Below are 18,425 nucleotides of genomic sequence, written 5' to 3' on the forward strand. Positions count from 1 at the left end.
CCGACCTGATCGGTGAGATCTCCATCTCCGGCCGTGAACAAGCAGAGGGGATGAACCAGATCAATCAGGCTATGGGACAAGTGGATCAAGTGACCCAACAAGTGGCCGCCAACTCCGAAGAGGCGGCCGCCGCCGCCGAAGAGCTCAACGCCCAAGCAAGCGCAATGATGGAGACGATTGCCGTACTGGCCCAAATGGTGGGGATGCAGAGCGAATCGCATGTCAACCCGCCGAAACGGCAACAACGCAGTTCTCTGGAACTCAAACCCTCAAGCGCCCCGCGTAAAAGCGCTCAAATTCCTCAACGCAGAGGCGCTTCGGCCAGAGCCGATGAGATCTTCCCTCTGCATGAGGACGACTTGAAAGAGTTCTGAGATGCAGTTCGACGGTGACGTGCTGACCATCGAGCCGGAGATGTCGATGGAAGAGATCCGGGCATTCGAACAGTTTGTCCGTCCTCGTCTGGAGTATATTGAAACCATAGAGATCGAAGAGGCTCTGCCGGTGCGCAGCAGCGCTCTGATTTCGTTGTTGGTGAGTTTGAAACGGACCCGGCCGGAGGTGTCGATCCCTTTTATCGAAAAGGGATCGACCACCTCGGAGGGCTATGGAACACTGCATTGGATGTGTCATGACTAAACAAGAACAAGTCAAAGCGATCTTTATCGAAGAGGCAGGGGAGATCATCGAAAAGCTCGATGTCGATATCCTCCGCTTCGAAGAGAATCCGGAGGATTTCGACCTGCTGAACGAAATATTCCGGGGAGTCCACACCCTCAAAGGGAATGCCAACGCCTTTGGTTTCACCCGTCTGGGAGAATTTGTCCACCACTTCGAAGACGTCCTCGATTATTACCGAAGTACCCATGATACAATATCCCAAGATCAGCTGGGGCTGTTTGTCGACAGTGTCGATATCATCACCGAGGTGATGACGTGTGAACTCGACGCCCTCCCCGATTTGCCGCACGGGTACGAGGGGTGTCTGGAAAAAATCAAAGCGCTGATCGCGTCGAAAAAGGATGCCCCCTCTCCCGCAATGATCGAAACGGTTGCCGAAGCGTTGCCGGATTTGGCGTCCGAATTCACTTTCAGCTGTGAGGAACGGATGGATAGGGAGATCGCCAAAACGATAGAGCTCCTCCAAACGCAGCAAACCGAAGGGACAACCCTCTATAAAGTCGAACTGACCCTCGATAAGGACTGCTATAAACGGGGGTTTGACCATCTCCTTTTTCTCACCCTGTTGGGGGAGAAAGCGGTATCGATGGAGAGCTTTTTCGATATGGAGACGATTGAACCCCTTGAACGGTTCGCATGCGATGAGAACGGCATTAAAAAAGTGGTGACCCTCCTTCTTACGCCGCAGGGGATCGAAGAGGTTAGGGAAAATTTCGAATTTTTATTTGACCATGAATACGCCATCACCCCCATCGACGTGATGGTTGCCGATGCAGCGGCTGCAAACGATGACGCGGCCGTTGCTGATCAAACCGCTGAAGAACCGGCTGCGCCCGTGGTAGAGAAACGGGAGATTCCCGACCGGCGGCAATCGGACCGGAGGGGGGGATCTGATACCCCGAGCGTCACCGCTTCCAAATCGACGATCCGTATCGATACGTTCAAACTTGACGAACTCTTCGATTCGGTGGGGGAGCTGGTTATCGCCCAAAACTTCATCGCCCAGAACGATAAGATCCGCGTGATCGAAGACGAATCGATCAGCCGTGCCATCGAGACCCTCTCCAAGATCACCAAACGGATACAAGACCGGGTTATGTCTCTGCGGATGGTCGCGATCCGTGATACCTTCGATAAGATGAAACGGGTGGTGCGCGACACCTCCAAAAAAACCCTCAAAGAGCTCCACCTGAACGTTCAGGGGGAAGAGACCGAAATCGATAAAACGATGATCGACAGCCTCTCCGATCCGCTGATCCATATCATCCGCAACGCGATCGACCACGGCCTCGAAGCCAACGCCGACGAACGCATTGCAGTCGGGAAAAACGCCGAAGGGAACATCACCTTGCGTGCCTACCACAAAAGCGGCAGTATCGTCATCAGCGTCAGCGATGACGGACGGGGGATCAATAAAGAGAAAGTGCTCCAAAAAGCGGTTCAGAGGGGGGTCGTCAGCGGAGACGAAAACCTCACCGACTCCCAACTCTTCTCTTTGATCATGCAGCCGGGATTCTCGACCGTCGATGCGATCAGCGACCTCTCGGGGCGCGGCGTGGGGTTGGACGTCGTTAAAACCTCGATCGAAAAACTGCGCGGAAAAATCGAAATCGAATCCAAAGAGGGGGAGGGGACCACCTTTTCCATGGTCCTCCCCCTCACCCTGGCGATCATCGACGGAATGCTCGTACAGGCGGCGGGGGAGATCTATATCATCCCGACGCTCAGCGTCGTCGAATCGTTCCGCCCCGAACGTGAGATCGTCCATGCCCTCAAAGAGAAAGGGGAGTTCGTCAGTATGCGCGGTCAGCATATCCCGGTGATCCGCCTCAGCGACGTATTTAACCTCCCGACAAAACGGATCGAACCGTGGGAGGGGATACTCGTCTGCGTCGAAACCGAAGCGGGACGGATCGCCATCATGGTCGATGAACTGGTCGGACGTCAGCAGGTGGTCATCAAACCGCTGGGCAAAGCTCTCGCAAAGCTCAAAGAGATCTCCGGCGGAGCGATTCTGGGGAGCGGCGACATCGCGTTGATCCTCAATGTCGATGAACTGCGCCCGCTGATAGAGGCATCGCGTGGTGGAAATTGAACTAAAAAATGAAGAGTTCGAACTTTTTCGCCGTTACATTTATGATAAAGTGGGAATTTCCCTCTCAAGACAGAAAAGCACCCTGGTCAAAGGGAGGCTGAACAAGCGGCTCAACCATTTGGGGCTGAAGAGCTTTCGGGAGTATTACGACTATCTCGTACACGATGAGAGCGGTGAGGAGCTCTCTTTTTTCGTCAGTGCGATCTCGACCAACGTCACCTCTTTTTTCAGAGAATCGGCACAGTGGGTGTGGCTGGAGAGCTATCTGCCGAAATTGACGGCGTCGAAACGGGAGAAAAAGATCCGTATCTGGTCGGCAGGGTGTTCCAGCGGAGAGGAACCGTATACGATTTTGATGTTCCTGCAACACCATTTGAGCGATTTTGATCAATGGGATATCAAGATTCTGGCGACCGATATCTCTTCCAAAGTACTGGCAAAAGCGATCGAAGGGAGCTATGAAGCCAAACAGGTTGAGTCTCTCCCGCGAGAGATTGCTCTTCGCTCTTTTGAAAAACTGAAAGACGAGAGGGGAATCCGTTATCGAATCGTCCCGAAATTACGGGAGAAGGTGACGTTTCGTCTGTACAATCTGGTCACCGATCCGTTTTTTTTCAAAAACAGATTCGATATGGTTTTTTGCCGCAACGTCATGATCTATTTTGACGATGTGACCCGTCAGGAACTTGTCCGCAGATTCGGCAGGGTCCTCTCTCCGGGCGCCCCTTTGTTCCTGGGGAGTTCGGAATCGCTGACAAGCCAGCGCGAGACGTTTAAACTGATAGGGTCGTCGATTTATCAACGACTCTAAAAAAGTGCATAACATCAGAGCGGTTAATCTCCCGCATCGGAAAGATGCGGGAAGCTTCAGGGGGGTGCAGGGGACTTTAGTCCCTGCCACTTTCCGGGCTTTGCCCGAAAAGTGCGTAACATCAGGTTGCTTATCTCTCCCGCATCCGAAAGATGCGGGAAGCTTCAGGGGGGTGCAGGGGACTTTAGTCCCTGCCACTTTCCGGGCTTTGCCCGGAAAGTGTATAACATCAGATAGTAAATAAAAGGGAAAATAGACCATGGAAGAGTGCTTCAGTTGCAAAGGGGAACAGTGTGAAAACACCTATTCGGAGATTGAATTTTTAAGCCGTAAAATTTTGGATCTTAATAAACAGCTGATTGACAGCGGAAAAGCGAAATCCCGTTTTTTATCTCTGGTGGCCAATGCCCTGAACAATCCGATCGCGGTTTTACTCAGCATGATCCCCCATTTGAAACCGCAGAACGATTTGAAACTCGAAACCATCTACGCATTGGTCCATGAACAGGCATTGACGCTCGATTTTCGGATCCAAAATCTGGTTGCCGCCGCAGAGATAGAGAACGGTGAAGTCGATATCAGCTATGCATCGGTCGATATTAAAGATTTGGTCGATGAGGCAATCAAAGCGTTGCGCTATACGATTGAAGAGAAACAGATTCGGATGAGTGTGGAGAACACGGTGGAGCAAAAGATTGTGGGCGATCCGCAACGGCTCTATCTGATCTTCCGTAATCTGATCGATAATGCCTGCAATTACGGAAAAGAGAAGGGCAATGTCATTATCACCGTCCGTGAGAACGATTCGCGATTGCATATTTCGGTCAAGAATGACGGGGAGGGGCCCAAAGTGGAGTACAAAGCACAGGTCTATACCCGTTTTGCCGCCGGACCCGAAGGGGCGCACGGACTGGGACTCGGGCTGAGTATCGTCCGGGATTTAAGCGAACTGATGGACGGCTCTATCGATTATCAAACCGATGGCACTTCGGTGACGTTTATGGTGGATTTGCCGCTTCAAACCGCTTTGGAAAATTCCGAAGCATTTGGATCAAACGATTTTTTCTTTGAATCCTTTGATGATGCAATTGAGCTTTAATGATTCAGGGGAGTTCTACTTTTATCCATGTCGGTCAGCTGCATATCGATTACTCCCCCTCCGCCATCTCTACGGTGTTGGGATCGTGCGTCGCCGTCTGTTTGTATGATACGCGGCTTGGGATGGGGGGGATGAATCACTACCTCCTTCCGTTTTGGAACGGCAACGGATTGCAATCGCCGAAGTTCGGAAACATCTCCATTCCGAAACTGATTGAAATGATGATTTCAAAAGGGTCGCATCCCAGCAGGATGGAGGCAAAAGTGTTCGGGGGGGCATCGCTGAATGTGGGTCCCCTTTCGAATACGATGATGATCGGTGAAAAAAACATTATGGTTGCCAAAGAGATTCTCCATGAGTATAAAATACCGATTGCGGCTCAGGATGTCGGGGGACGCAACGGGCGAAAAATCCAGTTTGATCTGGAACGGGGGAAAATTTTGCTGAAATACGTCGCGCGAAGCGAAGTAGAGGGGGAATAAACGATGTCGATCAAAGTGCTTATCGTGGATGACAGTGCCACGGCACGGGCCGTTTTAAGCGAAATTCTCGAATCGGAGCCGACGATTCACGTGGTGGGGACCGCTGCGGACGCATACATCGCCCGGGATAAAATCGTGGAACTCCGCCCCGACGTCATCTGTCTGGATGTCGAGATGCCGCGAATGGACGGGATTACTTTTCTGAAACGGTTGATGCACTATATGCCGATACCGGTAGTTATGGTCTCTTCGCTGACGCAGGCCGGGGCAAAAACAACGTTGGATGCACTCGAAGCGGGGGCGGTCGATTTTGTCCCCAAACCCCATTCGCATATTTATGACGGCAAAGAGGAGATGCGCGACGAACTCATCTCCAAAATAAAAATCGCCGCCAAGGTCCACGTCAAGCAGCATGTTCTGCGATCGCTGCAGCAGGCCAATACGACCTCGCTGGCAGAGACGACCCATAAAATTTTGGCGATCGGTGCTTCAACCGGAGGGACCGAAGCCCTTAAAGATCTGCTGATGGCATTGCCGAGAAACGGCCCCGGGACGATTGTCGTTCAGCACATGCCGGCCAATTTTACGGGCCCCTTTGCCGAGAGGCTCAACGGTATCTGCACGATGGAAGTTCGTGAAGCGCGAAACGGCGATTCGATTACTCCGGGGGTCGTCTTGATCGCGCCGGGGGATTACCATATGGTGGTACGACGTTCGGGGGCCCGTTATTATGTCGAGATCGGGAGCGGTGAGAAGGTCTCCGGGCACAAACCTTCGGTGGATGTCCTTTTTCACTCGGTTGCCAAAATCGCAGGTGCCAATGCGATCGGCGTACTATTGACCGGAATGGGGGCTGACGGGGCCAAAGGGCTGTTGGCGATGCGTCATGCGGGGGCAAAAACGATCGGTCAGGATGAGGCAAGCTGTGTGGTTTACGGGATGCCGAAAGTTGCGTATGAACTCGGAGCGGTTGAAAAACAATTACCCCTGCATAAAATAGCGAATGCAATTGTAGAATCGCTCTAATTTATTATCTAAAATAAAGTAAAATCTCATCGGTATTTATTTAATACCCTAATATAAACTATAAAAGAGTTTGATGCTCACGATTAACGATACAGTGATTCCTTCGGGTGATGAGGAACTCGGAGATAATCTCCTTTACTATGACTACAATATTGACCATCTTCTCTCCCTTGAAGCCAAGGGATTGAACATGGAGGATGAAGCCTATATCAGTGCTTTTCGCTCATTCGAGGGGGAAGTGTACGAGAACTATATTTACGAAAAGCTTCTCCGTTATGCGGCGAATGAGCCGCAAATTAAAAGGTTTATCATCAAAGGGCCTCACAAGCACCGTACCCGTGCGCAAAGCGATGCGTTGTCGGTGAGTTGGAAAGGGCAGATCATTTATCGTGCCCGGCACAAAGAGATCGGTGAATTTGACGGACTCCTCTTTACCGACAAAGAGCTCTATTTTGTGGAGATGACCCTGGTAAAATCGGTCAGCAACCTCAAAAAACGGCTCCGTAAAAAGCGTGCCCTGTTGGAAGTGCTCTTTCCCCGCTATCAGGTGAAAGCGCTTCTGGTACTCAATGAAGGGGCGACGGGGACATCGGACCTCCCTTTGTTTGCGTCGGTTTGGCTGACTCAGCCTTACAGTGCCCGTCATATTTTTGAGCGCCTCAGCGTTAAATCGCCGCGTGAACCGATGCGCCGTATTTTGAGCCCTAAAATCACCCATGCCGAAGAGATCAAAACGGCATCGTTTAAATATTATGCTACCCTGACATGGATGTTACGCTCATTGCGGGGTAAAGCTCCGTTAGACCTTGAATTTTTTAACCGGGGGGCGACACAGCGCTACCACGATATCTATACCAAGGTCTATGTCGGGTATCTGGCAATCGAGGATTTTAAAACGCTTCTCCCCAATACAACGTTCGAGGGGAGCAAGGCGACTTACGCGGTTGTGGCGATCGAGAAAGATCATTCGGGAGGGTATTTTCTCACCTATTTTCTCCGTCATGCAGCGAAAAAACTCGATAATATCACCCTAAGCGCAGGGGGAGTCAAAACGGAGAAAAAAGATCCGTTCGGGATTACCCTGACCGAGATGAACCATCTTGAGAAGGTGATGGATGAGAGTTTTCATCTGACGTTGGAACATCACAATCAGATTTTGGATCTTATCAGCGAAATGCGCCACAAATAGCCTATTTTCTCCTTTTAGCTGATGTTACGCACTTTCCGGGCAAAGCCCGTAAAGTGGCAGGGACAATTTGTCCCCTGCACCCCCCTAAAGCTACCCACATCTTCCGGATGCGGGAGAATAATTCCCCCTGTTGCACTTGCTAGGGCAAGGTGCGTAACATCAGTTTCTATAAAGCCGTGACGATCGTCGCGGTTACCTAAAAATCATCAAAAATTCATAATCAAACGGTACTATTTTTTTAAACAAACTGTGCCACAATAAGCAACTAAAAATGGTGAGAAGGATAGGTATGAAAAAAGCGATTATGGGATTGGTTTTGGCAGTGAGTGTATGGGGGGCCCCTTATAGCGTTGGACAATCGGTCACACCGTTGGATCTTAAAGATCAGTTCGGGAAACGCCATGCGCTCAAAGTCATGCCCGAAAAGCTGATTATGGCGTTTGAAAAAGGGACGGGTGCGATGGTCAATGAGTATCTGTCCGCGCAGGATAAAGGGTATCTTGTGAAAAACAATGCGGCTTTTATCGCCGACATCAGTCAAATGCCGAATTTTATTACCAAAGCGTTTGCGTTGCCGAAAATGCAAAAATATCCCCACACGGTCTTATTGATTCAAGACGAAGAGCTGGGGCTTAAATTTCCCTCCGAAGAGGAGAAAGTGACGGTGATGACGTTCAAGGGGAATTTTCTCCGCTCCATCCGCTACATCACCTCCGCAGCAGAACTGAAGCAGGCGATTGAACCGTGATAACCCCCCTCAAAGCCCTTCGTAAAAACCGGTTTAAAACGGCCCTTATCTTTATGAGTATGAGCGTTTCGATTGCCGCTATCTTTCTGATCGGGGCGATTGCCGAGGGGGTCGTCGGGATGTATTCGGCGATGCTGAAAACGGACGGGGACATCATCGTCACCCAAAGAGGGATTGCCGATACCTTTTTCAGCGATATCAACCGTTCCCTGACGCAGACGATTACCGGTTTTGAGGGGGTGAAAGAGGTGAATGCCCTCATCTTGGGAGCCGCTCCCGTCGATGCTTTGCCGATTGTCGCGATTTACGGTGTGAGCGAAACGCGCTTTAAGAGCTATGCGCTGACTCAGGGGAGGCATCCGAAAAGAGGGGAGGTGATTTTGGGGAGAAAAATTGACGATACCCTCAAACACCCTCGCACGATTGTCCTCTCCAAAAAAGAGTTTCGGGTGAGCGGCGTGTTCAAAAGCCGGATCGGATTTGAAGACGGCGGCGTCGTCATGGGGCTTGATGAGGGGGGGGAGCTGTTTCATAAAAGCGCCTCTATTTTTCTCATCAGCCTGAACGATTTGGGGAAAAGCGATTCTCTCATTCGAGAGATCAATGCCCTGAACCCCGATCTTGAGGCAAAAACCACCGACAGTTTTATCGATTCGTACAATCAGTTCAAAATTATCCGGACCAGTTCCGACGTGATCGGAGCGATGGCATTTTTGATGGGGATTTTGGGGATTGTGAGCATGATGAGCATGGTGGTCAATGACCGCAGGGCGGAGTTTGGAATCATGCGCTCCATCGGCCTCTCAAGCACGACGATTATTCTCCGTCTCTTGAGTGAAACGCTGATCATCTCCGTTGCCGCATTTTTTGCAGCATGGGGGATCAGCGAAGGGGTATTGGACGTGATCAAGCATGCCGATAAATTTCAAGGGTACATCAACGGTGAAATCGGTGCGGCAATGGTGATCAACGTCTTTGTCGTCTCGGTGGCGATGGCGTTGGCCGGGACCTTTTTGCCGGCCCTCTATGCCTCCCGGATCGATCCGATCAGCTTGATCAACAAGGGGTCGCAATGACGATCGAGGGGAAATCTCTGGAGCACTTTTACGGGCGCGAACAGGTTCTGAAGGGGGTTGACGTCACGATCCGCCCGGGGGAATTTGTCGCGATCATCGGCGAAAGCGGCAGCGGCAAAACGACGCTCCTCTCGATCCTCTCCACCCTTTTGCATCCGACTCACGGAGAGGTGCGGTATGAGGGGAAGGGTCTGGATGCGTTGGGAAATATCGACACGTTCCGTCGCCGCAAAATCGGATTCGTGTTTCAGTTTCACTATCTGATCGGCTATTTGACCCTGCGGGAGAATATCGCGCTGGCCGCGTTGGCGGAATATGCCGATCAGATCGATCCGCTGATGGAACGTCTGGGGATCGAACGTCTGGGCGGGCGCTACAGCGATGAGGTTTCGGGGGGGGAACGGCAGCGTGCCGCGATCGCGCGTGCTCTGATCAACCGTCCCCGGGTCGTTTTTGCCGACGAGCCGACGGGAAATCTGGATACGAAAAATGCCCTCGGCGTATATGAGCTGTTCGCTCAGTTTTCACAAGAGGGGACGGCGTTCGTCGTCGCCTCGCACGACAAAAAAATCACCGAGTTTGCCGACACGATTATCGAAATGGAGGATGGCGTTGTTAAAAAAGTTATTACACGCTGAACTCCCGTTAGGGCTGTTTTGGCTCACCCTCGGGCTTTTGGCGGGATTGGTCTATTCGCTGGAGATGATCGGTCTGGACGCCAACGCAACGCTCCTCTCCCCCGAGCGTGCCCGTTCGCTTCATATCTCGCAGATGCTGTACGGGTTTTTTCCGTTGATCCTCTCTCTCCTTCCGTTTGCCCTGTTTGAACAGGAGGGGGTTTTGAGTGAAAAAGGGCTCTCCCATCTGCGCCGCTATTTTGCGGTGTGGAACCTCTTTTTGCTTTTTATGACGATGTCGATTCTGTTCGGAAATATCCGGGGGCTTCCGTTTTACGATTTTCCCTATCAGCTCAATTTCATCCTGGCGGGGAGCGGGATATTTTACCTTTTGGCCTTGGTCGATGCCCTCCGACGGTATGAAAAACGGCCCCTTTGGGTCAATATCTCCCTTGCGGCGGTGGTGGTCGCCCCGCTGCTGCTGCTGGTACTGATGAACCCTCAGTACGGGCAGGTGGAACAGACGCTGGTGGGGCCGCACGGGGACAATACGCTGGGGATGAGCTTTGCGCTGATTCCGATCTACTATCTGTTGATCAAACTCAATGCGACCCGTCCGTTCGTCCCGGCAGGGAAAGGGTTGTGGATCATTCCGCTGGGGGGGTATATCGTCTCGTTGGCCATCCGCAATTTTGTCCATCCCCTGAGTTACACCGAAGAGTGGATTTTTCAGTATCTCACCTTGCTTTATCTGCCGCTGTTGTGGATATGGCTCCGGGATGCGGGGGTGAGTTTTAAAACTAACCCCTATCTGATCCTCTCGATTCTCGCGTTTGCTTTGGTCGATGTGGAGGGGAATATCCTCTTTATCCCCGAAATTCGGGAGCTGATCCACCGTAACGATCTCGTCGTCGGGCATGCCCATATCGCGATGGGGCTTGGGGTCGCTTTTATGGGGCTCAGCGTCGCGCACCGTTTGGCGGGAGAGATATTCAACCGTTTTTTTGCGATCGGATGGAGTGTACTGATCCTTTTGATGGCCCTCTCTCTTAGCGTCGCCGGAAGCATCGAGGCACGATGGGTGGGGGGAAGCGTTGAGCCGTTTTGGCTGCTGCGTTCGATTATGGGGGCGGGGCTTGTCGTTTTGGCGGGGACGGTTTTGGTCCGGCGCCTGTATCGCCCTTTGCGTACCCCCCTTGAATGGTACCATCTGAACGGCTTTTTGAGTGATGCGGCGGGAGGGGCGCTCCTCCTTGTTTTCGGAGGGGTGATTTTTAACCTTCTGGGATTTCATTTCAGCGGTACGTACGAGTATGTCGTTTTCGCCTTTATGATCGGAACGGGGATCCTCCATTGGAACGGGATGGACGGCGATGCCGACCGGCTGGCGGGAATCAGCGCAACATTGCGGCTGGTGGTGTCGGCTACGTTCGCTTCGCTCTATCTTGCGGGGATCTTGGATGGGATTGCTTTGCTTGTATCCTTGTATGACGGAGCGTACGGGCTTTTGTACTGGCTTGTGCTGCGGGATAGAAAATGAACCTTCTGGTTATCGTTCTGAGCTCACAGCTCCTCTATTACCTTCTGATCGCGCAAACAGGGGTTGTCGGGGCGTTCGATTCGGATATCAAGGAGCTTTTTACCCTCCCGATCGGGGGGGTTGTCGGGAGTTTGCTGAGTGCCTACTGGCGCCATCTCGGGATTAAAACGGAGCTGTGCTTTTTGTTCGGAATCCAGGTGATGCTCTCCTGGTTTTACCCCAATTATTCACTGGGGGTTTTGCTGGTTCTGGGCTTTGTGGTGGGGTACACGACTCCGCTGCTCCTCTACTTGTTCGGGACGCAGAGCAAACGTCAACTGGCGTTCGGATTGGCGATTTCGTATACGGTGGGGACGGCATTGTACACGTATCCGTTCGCCCTTCGGGGCGATATTGCGATCTTTTTGCCCCTTATTTCGATCGTCGCGTTGCGTTTTAGCCCCCTCCCCTCAGAGATTCGCCCCTGTGAAAAGAGGCTGGACGGACGGATCGTGGCGATGATGATGGTGTGGATTTTTACCGATTCGGCCCTTTTTGAGACGTTGAGCCGATCGGAAGGGATGGATATCTGGAGCGATTACACGGGGCTCATTATCGTATCCCATCTCGTCGGCGTCTATCTGGCGTATCGGTACGGGGAGAATTTAAAGCGGCAGGGATGGATCATCTGGGCACTGTTTGTGATCAGTTACGCTTTATACTACATGCATTACCCTCCGGGGCTGGCGGTTGTCTATCCTATCGTCATTTCCTATTATAATGTCTTGTTATTTCGCACGCTGATCGCGATGCACAATATTCGCCACATTGCGATCGCGATGGTCGGAGTGGGGTGGGTTGCCGCATCGGCGGCCAATGCGGTCGCCCTCTACCATCAGCTGTGGATTGCGGTCGCGGTATTGGCGGTTTATATACTTATTTATTCATCTAATTTCAGGAGAGTATCATGATAGCAAAATTGAGTTTGGCGGTTTTATTGGCCGCTTCGGTGTATGCAGGCAATTTGACGTTTGAGTCGGGATTGATTAAAGCGCATACGGAGGTATTCGGTGACAGTACGATCGATCCGTGGACCAAGAAAGCGACCTCCCATCTGGTGATGGACGATGCTCCGGCGACCCTGCACGGTTCGGTAGAAATCGGGATGCTCTCTCTTATGAGCGATAATAAAAAGCGTGATGAGCATATGCAAGAGGCGGTCGAATCGGCTCTGTTTCCCAAAGCGGTATTTGAGATCAAGGATGTCGTTGTCAAAGGGGACGGGAACTATACGCTCAAAGGGATGATGACCCTCCACGGCGTCACCAAAGCGATGAATTTCGAGGGAAATATCGCCCAAGAGGGGAATAAGGTCCACATTAAAGCGACCGGTTCCCTTAAGATGAGCGATTACGGGATCAAACCGATTAAACTGATGTTTTTGACGGTACGCGATCAGGTTGATGTGAACGTCGATTTGTCGTTAAAACGGTAAATCTCCCCGATTTCGAGGAGCTTCGCCCGAAAAGGGGGAGGATTGGTCTCAATCCGATGCTCAAACCACGCTTTGGGCTCATGAAGCGGTTCGTCGGAGAGGCTGAACGTCCCGTAGTGAATCGGGATGAGGCTCTTGGCCTTTAGATCGATGGCCGCATCGATCGCTTCTTGGGGATTGAGATGGTTGTGGCGCATGATCCACTCGGGCCGGTAGGCTCCGATGGGGAGAAAGGCTTCGTCGATCTCGAAACGCTCCGCAATCTCTTTGAAATGCCCCCCTTGTGCCGTGTCGCCGCTGTGATAGAGACAGTGCTCTTTGCTTTGGATGACGTATCCCCCCCATAGCGCTTTGTTGGTATCAAAAGGGGTCCGTTTACTCCAGTGTCTGGCCGGGGTGAGGGTAATGAAAAGCCCCCCGATCATCACCGACTCCCACCACTCCAGTTCAAGACACCGCTCCCGTTCAATCTCTTTGTTTAAATAGCGCCAAAACCCGATCGGAGCGACAATAACCGCCTCAGGATTGTGTTTGAGGAGCATACGGACGGAAGATCGGTCAAAATGGTCATAATGGGCATGGGTGATGAGGATGATCTGCGCATGCAGCGTATTGACAGGAACCGGAAGCGGCGTGTGACGTTTGTGCATGGGTATATCGCCGAATACCGGATCAATGGTGAGGGTCGTACCGGCTAAAGAGAGCCAGAGAGACGCATGCCCCATCCACATGGCATAATCTCCGTCGGGAAGGGAATCGTGGGTCTGAACGAAGAGATTATGTTTATCCTCGCTACGGGGGGAGAGGTATTTGGTGAACTGCCATCGGAGAATGGTGGAAAAAGGGATTTTTTGGGATGTGTATCGTTCAACCATAAGAGAATCCTCTCATCAAAATGGGGAGTATCTTAGCGGATTTTTTCTTTGGGGAGTCCTTTTAACTGATGTTACACACTTTTCGGGCAAAGCCCGAAAAGTGTGTAACATCAGATGGTAATCTTTTTGGTACGGCAAGGGTCAGTAGTTAATTTCTCTATGTATCTGAATTATTACCATAAAATTTTAATTTCCACTTAAAAAATGTACCTGTATTTCCACTTTTTTTATCTACCACTTTGATTTTCCATATACCTTTTGTATTTTCTCCTAGATGCCTCATTGTTCCAAAACGCCAGTGATTATAGACAAAAACATCAAATAGCGTATTGTGCTGTTCAGCTAAAACGCTAGTGGTACCTGTTGGAGAAGTTAAGATAACATCCAATTCTCCTAAATTAGGATGATCACTTGCATCAAATATAATATCAATAAATTCAATTTGTAGAGTATTATCTACAAATATTTCATCACTTATCCCTTCATTAGAACCATCGGGAATAATCATACTTACATTTTTTTCATACTCAAAAATTTGCTCTTTTTCCAATAATTTATGTTGTAACGCAATACGAATAGCCTCATCGGTATCCACCAAACCAAAACCATATTTGTGATTAACATGATAACCGGCGCTATTCATCCTCCAATCATTGTCATGAATATCATTTTTTTTAGCACTTTTTGCTAATACAACCCTAAGATCTCGCCACGTCAACTGAGGTCTAGCCTCTAATATTAATGCTATTACACCACTGACTATTGGTGCGGACGCAGATGTACCGCCAAAACTTTTGGTGTAATTTTGATCCAAATAATCATCTTTAAAATAAAGAGGATTGTAGCCATGCTTACCTTGAACATCCGTTGTTGTTATTCCTCGCCCACTCACGCTTCCTTTTGAGGGAGCACAAACTATTAAAGTCGCTCCTTTTTCCGAATAGAATGCTCTTTTTCCATATTCGTCTACGGCACAAACAGGCACGGTATATCGATTGTTCACCAAACCGCTGTAGTTGACATTATCTATCGGTAAATCATTAACAATATTGTCACCGTTTCCTGCCGCGAAAACATAGATTATCCCTTTCCCATCCCGTCCTTTATTTACACCTTCGATTAAAGCCTCTTCCATGAGTTTTTTCAGCGCCAATGGCTCTCCCCAGCTATTTATATCTCCCCAACTGTTATTGCTAATCCAGACTCTATTTTTTCCCCGAATCAAAGCATCTGCTAAATTGCTTATGGTTGCAAGTCTTAATGCATTAAATCCAATAATTTTTGCAGAGGGTGCTATGCCTCTGATCCCTTTACCGTTACCTTTAACGGCAGCAATAATACCGGCACATGCTGTACCATGATCTGATTTTTCTTCAAAATTATATTCTTTGGGCAGGTAGCTGTAGTTGCCTATACCTATATTTGGTTTTAAATCTTCATGTGAAATATCTATCCCGTTATCAACGAGTGATATCAAAACCCCCTTGCCACTATATTGGGTCTGATTCAAATTAATATGCTCAATATCGGTTTCTGAATTGACCCCTGAAATATACCATTGATCTTTACGAAGAGGATCTTCGACATAGTCATTTTGTATATCTTCACTTTTACAACCGTATAAAAGTAATATCAGTAAAAAACTTATCCATAGCTGTTTCATTAGAAAATTATTTGCCAATCAGGATAAGCGTATCGAATTCTTTTATCCTTTTTTATTTCATTTGCAACTGATAATGATTTTTCTTTATCCCCTACTTTAAAAAGATAATAGGTTGTTCCAATATCTATTTTTTTGATCAGCGCAAGTGAATAAGCAGTTTCTATTTCTTTTAGAATGAATTCACTCGGTGTGTCCAAAAAACAAATAACAACTCCTTGTGTTAATATCATTTTTTTAGAAGAAGTATGCGACGATGAGTACACATAAGCATCCAATTTTGCATCAAAATACTCTCTCTTCACATATTTTTTTCGATCTTCATCAAACCAATACAGCACTTCAGTGGCACTTGCGCTATAAAACATTAATAGGGTTATTAAAATACGTCTCATTCACTAAGTGCCGCATGCTCATGATAGTTAAGATGAGTCGATATTCCGCCAACATGCGTCGCAAAATAGTCTATATGAAATGGAGCCGACATTTTGGAAAAATCTTTTTTTATTATATATACGCTCGTCCCGTTTTTCTTTGGTACCAACACTACAAAATGATTTTCTATATAATTAATGCTTGAAAAGGTATTGCTAAATTCAAACGGATATTGTGCTTTAGCGCCCGTAACAGGGTTGATTTTTAACACTTTTTTATTATTGGTAAAAAAGTATATATCATCGCCCACGACCATCTTGAATCGAATCCCATCCGGCAGATCCGTATATTTGTCGTGTTTCCACTGACCGTTTTTGCTATCCTTGTGAAATCGGTACAGGGCATTATCGTCCATACTATTCCATATTTTTGCAGACTTTTGCCACTCTTTTGGCATTTGGCTTTCATTAAAGTCACCGTGTTCTCCATGTTCGCATACGATAGGTTTTTCCTTTACCTTCGGAACATAAAAACTCCCCTCATCACCCTCTAAAAATAGATTGAAAGTGGTTGTAAAATCACTGTACAGTTCCCGTTTGCCCGTTTTCAAATCGACTTTATAAAGATGTCCATCACGGGAACCATACAAATGGTTGCCATAAACATGGGTTCCCTCACCCAAACGGGGTCGAATCCGATAGGACTTGGTGGGAGAAAAAGTGCCGTTGTCAATATCTTCTAATGTAATATAATGGGTATAAATGAAAATTTCTTTTCCGTCAGACTCCCGTATATCGGGGATATCCCCAAGCTCTTTGGCAGGAAGCTCGGCATGAAATAGTTCAGTCTCAATTAACAAGCCATTTTTATGGGAAACAAAATTTGATGGGCTGTCTTTGATATTTTTATGGTAACTTTTTTTGTTCATATCCACAACCTCAAGACCTCCGATACTGCGACTAATCCCTCTAAAAGAATAAGCAATAATTATTTTTTGAAGTTCACAGCTGTATGCAGCCTGATTAAAAGTCTCCTTTGGTTTGTATTCCATACGCTTGACAATGCGAGACGTGTCGGTATCGTATTCAAAAAGAAAGATATTTTCTGTATCCGAAACCACAAAGCTGTTGCCGCACTCTTTGACCTCCGCTCGTTCCTCTTTAGTGCTACACCCACTTGTCATAAATAAAAGAACGATTGTAACGATCCATACTTTGTAGTCCATCATATTTTCCTCGTTTGATCTCGCATAACGATATTTTTATGGGTGATAATATCATTTGGCCACACAATAAATCCGCCATCGCTATCGAGATCAATCGGTTCCGTCCAGCTGTCTTTATATACGCTGTAGACCAATTGCGAGCAGTATGTTTTATCATCTGCCTTTTTATTGAAAAAATTCCAGTTGTAAGGTTGTCCTATTTTCGCCCGTGCAAATCTTACAATCGTTCGTCTCCTGTCATCACTCATAGAACTCGTCGCCAAATCATAGTTCGTCCCATTGTAATAATAATACGAACGAACGGTATCGTATAAATTTTGCCATTGGATTAACGCAAACTTTTCCTTAACACCATCCGTATTTGCTTCAACAATTGATAAATCTTCGTGCCAAATATTTTTGATTACACAATTGTTGTAAGTGGTAAAAATTGCCATATGTCCTATACCTCCGGCACCGTCCGTCCACATAATGTCTCCAGGCTCCAAATGCCAATCAGAAATATTTGATTGATGTTTTTTAACTGCTGGTGCAGGAGTCGGTGTACTGCTTTTCCCGCCACCGCCTTTCATTGATTGCGAATAGATCACATATTTTGAAGCTCTATTTTCTAAGGCATACGGCAAATTATATTTTACTACAAGCTCCTCTTGCTCCCTCCTATACGTTTCATCTACTTTTTTTGCTTCTTCGTGGACCTTTTTAATTCTTTCAATTTCAGCTGATGTCAACTCACCTTTTGGTTCAAGAGTCATAGGCTCAAACGCTACCTTAGACTGGTTAAAATCATAATCACTGCTATTGAAATCTTGTTTCATTTGCGACAACATTTCATTAAACTGACCCGACACTTGAAGTATCATCATTCCGGCTTTAAATTCACTAATGGCACTGTCTACATCTTGACCTTGTGCGAACATCAGTGCAAACCCATTGGCAACCATCTTGATATCATCAATAATAGCTTCTTTGAATTCAATAGGAAAACCATATTCTCCAAAATATTCCTCATAAAGCCAATCTGCATTGGTAAAGTTCTGTATCTCTTTGGATGCCGCACTGTTAGACGCGTATTCAACCGTTGGCTCCCCATTAGAGCTTGTTGTGGTATTCTCCCTGCATCCGGCTAATACTAAAAGAACGATTAAGACACTTCCTATCGTTTTCATAACTACTCCATTTATAATTTATATTCTACAAATAATAGTAATATATAATCTATTTAGTTATATTTTTAAGTTATTTATCACATTTTTAATTGAGTATGTTTCGATAAGTAGCTTTAATTGTTTATTTGCATGGAATTTATTCTTATCAAGAAGGCAAATTTGATATTAGTGTTTTCTATGCGAAACACTCCCCGCATCTTTCGGATACGGGAGATTCCTGAGCTTTTTACACGTGTTTAGACAAGGTGCGTACGCTACGCTCAGTTCTTAATATCGATTGTTA

General features: G+C 48.0%; 18 protein-coding genes and 1 pseudogene. 14 read left to right on the top strand and 5 right to left on the bottom strand.

What is annotated here, in order from left to right:
- From M0P91_RS00005 to M0P91_RS00070, 14 genes and pseudogenes are all read left to right on the top strand, one after another.
- Positions 1-374: pseudogene (locus M0P91_RS00005) on the top strand (chemotaxis protein); the annotation flags it as partial.
- Between the two features lies 1 nt (position 375).
- Positions 376-639, top strand: coding sequence for a hypothetical protein (locus tag M0P91_RS00010; RefSeq protein WP_295062693.1), 264 nt, complete (start codon positions 376-378; stop codon positions 637-639).
- Positions 632-2,776: a chemotaxis protein CheA gene (locus M0P91_RS00015; protein WP_295062696.1), complete on the top strand. Its 2,145-nt coding sequence runs from the start codon at positions 632-634 to the stop codon at positions 2,774-2,776. Before M0P91_RS00010 ends, M0P91_RS00015 begins: the two co-directional genes overlap by 8 nt.
- Complete coding sequence (locus M0P91_RS00020) at positions 2,766-3,587, top strand: protein-glutamate O-methyltransferase CheR (RefSeq protein ID WP_295062699.1); 822 nt, start codon at positions 2,766-2,768, stop codon at positions 3,585-3,587. Before M0P91_RS00015 ends, M0P91_RS00020 begins: the two co-directional genes overlap by 11 nt.
- Positions 3,588-3,846: 259 nt before the next feature.
- A complete protein-coding gene (locus tag M0P91_RS00025; protein ID WP_295062702.1) occupies positions 3,847-4,686 on the top strand; it encodes a HAMP domain-containing sensor histidine kinase in 840 nt (279 codons plus the stop codon).
- Complete coding sequence (locus M0P91_RS00030) at positions 4,686-5,168, top strand: chemotaxis protein CheD (protein ID WP_295062705.1); 483 nt, start codon at positions 4,686-4,688, stop codon at positions 5,166-5,168. The genes M0P91_RS00025 and M0P91_RS00030 overlap by 1 nt, the downstream gene beginning before the upstream one ends.
- Before the next feature lie 3 nt (positions 5,169-5,171).
- Positions 5,172-6,194 carry a chemotaxis response regulator protein-glutamate methylesterase gene (locus M0P91_RS00035; protein ID WP_295062708.1) on the top strand — a complete coding sequence of 341 codons (1,023 nt, stop codon included), beginning with the start codon at positions 5,172-5,174 and terminating at the stop codon, positions 6,192-6,194.
- Positions 6,195-6,267: 73 nt separating this feature from the next.
- Positions 6,268-7,383 carry a hypothetical protein gene (locus tag M0P91_RS00040; RefSeq protein WP_295062711.1) on the top strand — a complete coding sequence of 372 codons (1,116 nt, stop codon included), beginning with the start codon at positions 6,268-6,270 and terminating at the stop codon, positions 7,381-7,383.
- A gap of 289 nt (positions 7,384-7,672) precedes the next feature.
- On the top strand, positions 7,673-8,131 hold the full coding sequence (locus M0P91_RS00045) for a hypothetical protein (protein WP_295062714.1): 459 nt from the start codon (positions 7,673-7,675) through the stop codon (positions 8,129-8,131).
- Entirely contained in the window at positions 8,128-9,207 is a 1,080-nt protein-coding gene (locus M0P91_RS00050) for an FtsX-like permease family protein (protein ID WP_295062717.1), read from the top strand. Before M0P91_RS00045 ends, M0P91_RS00050 begins: the two co-directional genes overlap by 4 nt.
- On the top strand, positions 9,204-9,845 hold the full coding sequence (locus M0P91_RS00055; RefSeq protein WP_295062720.1) for an ABC transporter ATP-binding protein: 642 nt from the start codon (positions 9,204-9,206) through the stop codon (positions 9,843-9,845). Before M0P91_RS00050 ends, M0P91_RS00055 begins: the two co-directional genes overlap by 4 nt.
- Positions 9,820-11,364, top strand: coding sequence for a hypothetical protein (locus tag M0P91_RS00060; protein ID WP_295062723.1), 1,545 nt, complete (start codon positions 9,820-9,822; stop codon positions 11,362-11,364). The genes M0P91_RS00055 and M0P91_RS00060 overlap by 26 nt, the downstream gene beginning before the upstream one ends.
- On the top strand, positions 11,361-12,314 hold the full coding sequence (locus M0P91_RS00065) for a hypothetical protein (protein ID WP_295062726.1): 954 nt from the start codon (positions 11,361-11,363) through the stop codon (positions 12,312-12,314). The genes M0P91_RS00060 and M0P91_RS00065 overlap by 4 nt, the downstream gene beginning before the upstream one ends.
- The gene (locus tag M0P91_RS00070) at positions 12,311-12,838 is read left to right on the top strand and encodes a YceI family protein (protein WP_295062729.1); all 528 of its coding nucleotides are present in this window, start codon (positions 12,311-12,313) and stop codon (positions 12,836-12,838) included. Before M0P91_RS00065 ends, M0P91_RS00070 begins: the two co-directional genes overlap by 4 nt.
- Here the strand turns inward: M0P91_RS00070 and M0P91_RS00075 are convergent.
- The 5 genes from M0P91_RS00075 to M0P91_RS00095 form a co-directional block, all read right to left on the bottom strand.
- Positions 12,799-13,713, bottom strand: a complete 915-nt coding sequence (locus M0P91_RS00075; protein WP_295062732.1) for an MBL fold metallo-hydrolase — start codon at positions 13,711-13,713, stop codon at positions 12,799-12,801. The genes M0P91_RS00070 and M0P91_RS00075 overlap by 40 nt on opposite strands.
- A gap of 157 nt (positions 13,714-13,870) precedes the next feature.
- Complete coding sequence (locus M0P91_RS00080; RefSeq protein WP_295062735.1) at positions 13,871-15,376, bottom strand: S8 family serine peptidase; 1,506 nt, start codon at positions 15,374-15,376, stop codon at positions 13,871-13,873.
- Positions 15,376-15,768, bottom strand: coding sequence for a hypothetical protein (locus tag M0P91_RS00085; RefSeq protein WP_295062737.1), 393 nt, complete (start codon positions 15,766-15,768; stop codon positions 15,376-15,378). The genes M0P91_RS00080 and M0P91_RS00085 overlap by 1 nt, the downstream gene beginning before the upstream one ends.
- On the bottom strand, positions 15,765-16,973 hold the full coding sequence (locus M0P91_RS00090; protein WP_295062740.1) for a hypothetical protein: 1,209 nt from the start codon (positions 16,971-16,973) through the stop codon (positions 15,765-15,767). Before M0P91_RS00090 ends, M0P91_RS00085 begins: the two co-directional genes overlap by 4 nt.
- Positions 16,973-18,142, bottom strand: a complete 1,170-nt coding sequence (locus M0P91_RS00095) for a YiiX/YebB-like N1pC/P60 family cysteine hydrolase (RefSeq protein WP_295062743.1) — start codon at positions 18,140-18,142, stop codon at positions 16,973-16,975. The genes M0P91_RS00090 and M0P91_RS00095 overlap by 1 nt, the downstream gene beginning before the upstream one ends.
- Between the last annotated feature and the right edge of the window lie 283 nt (positions 18,143-18,425).

The organism is Sulfuricurvum sp., assembly GCF_023229695.1.
Lineage (GTDB): Bacteria > Campylobacterota > Campylobacteria > Campylobacterales > Sulfurimonadaceae > Sulfuricurvum.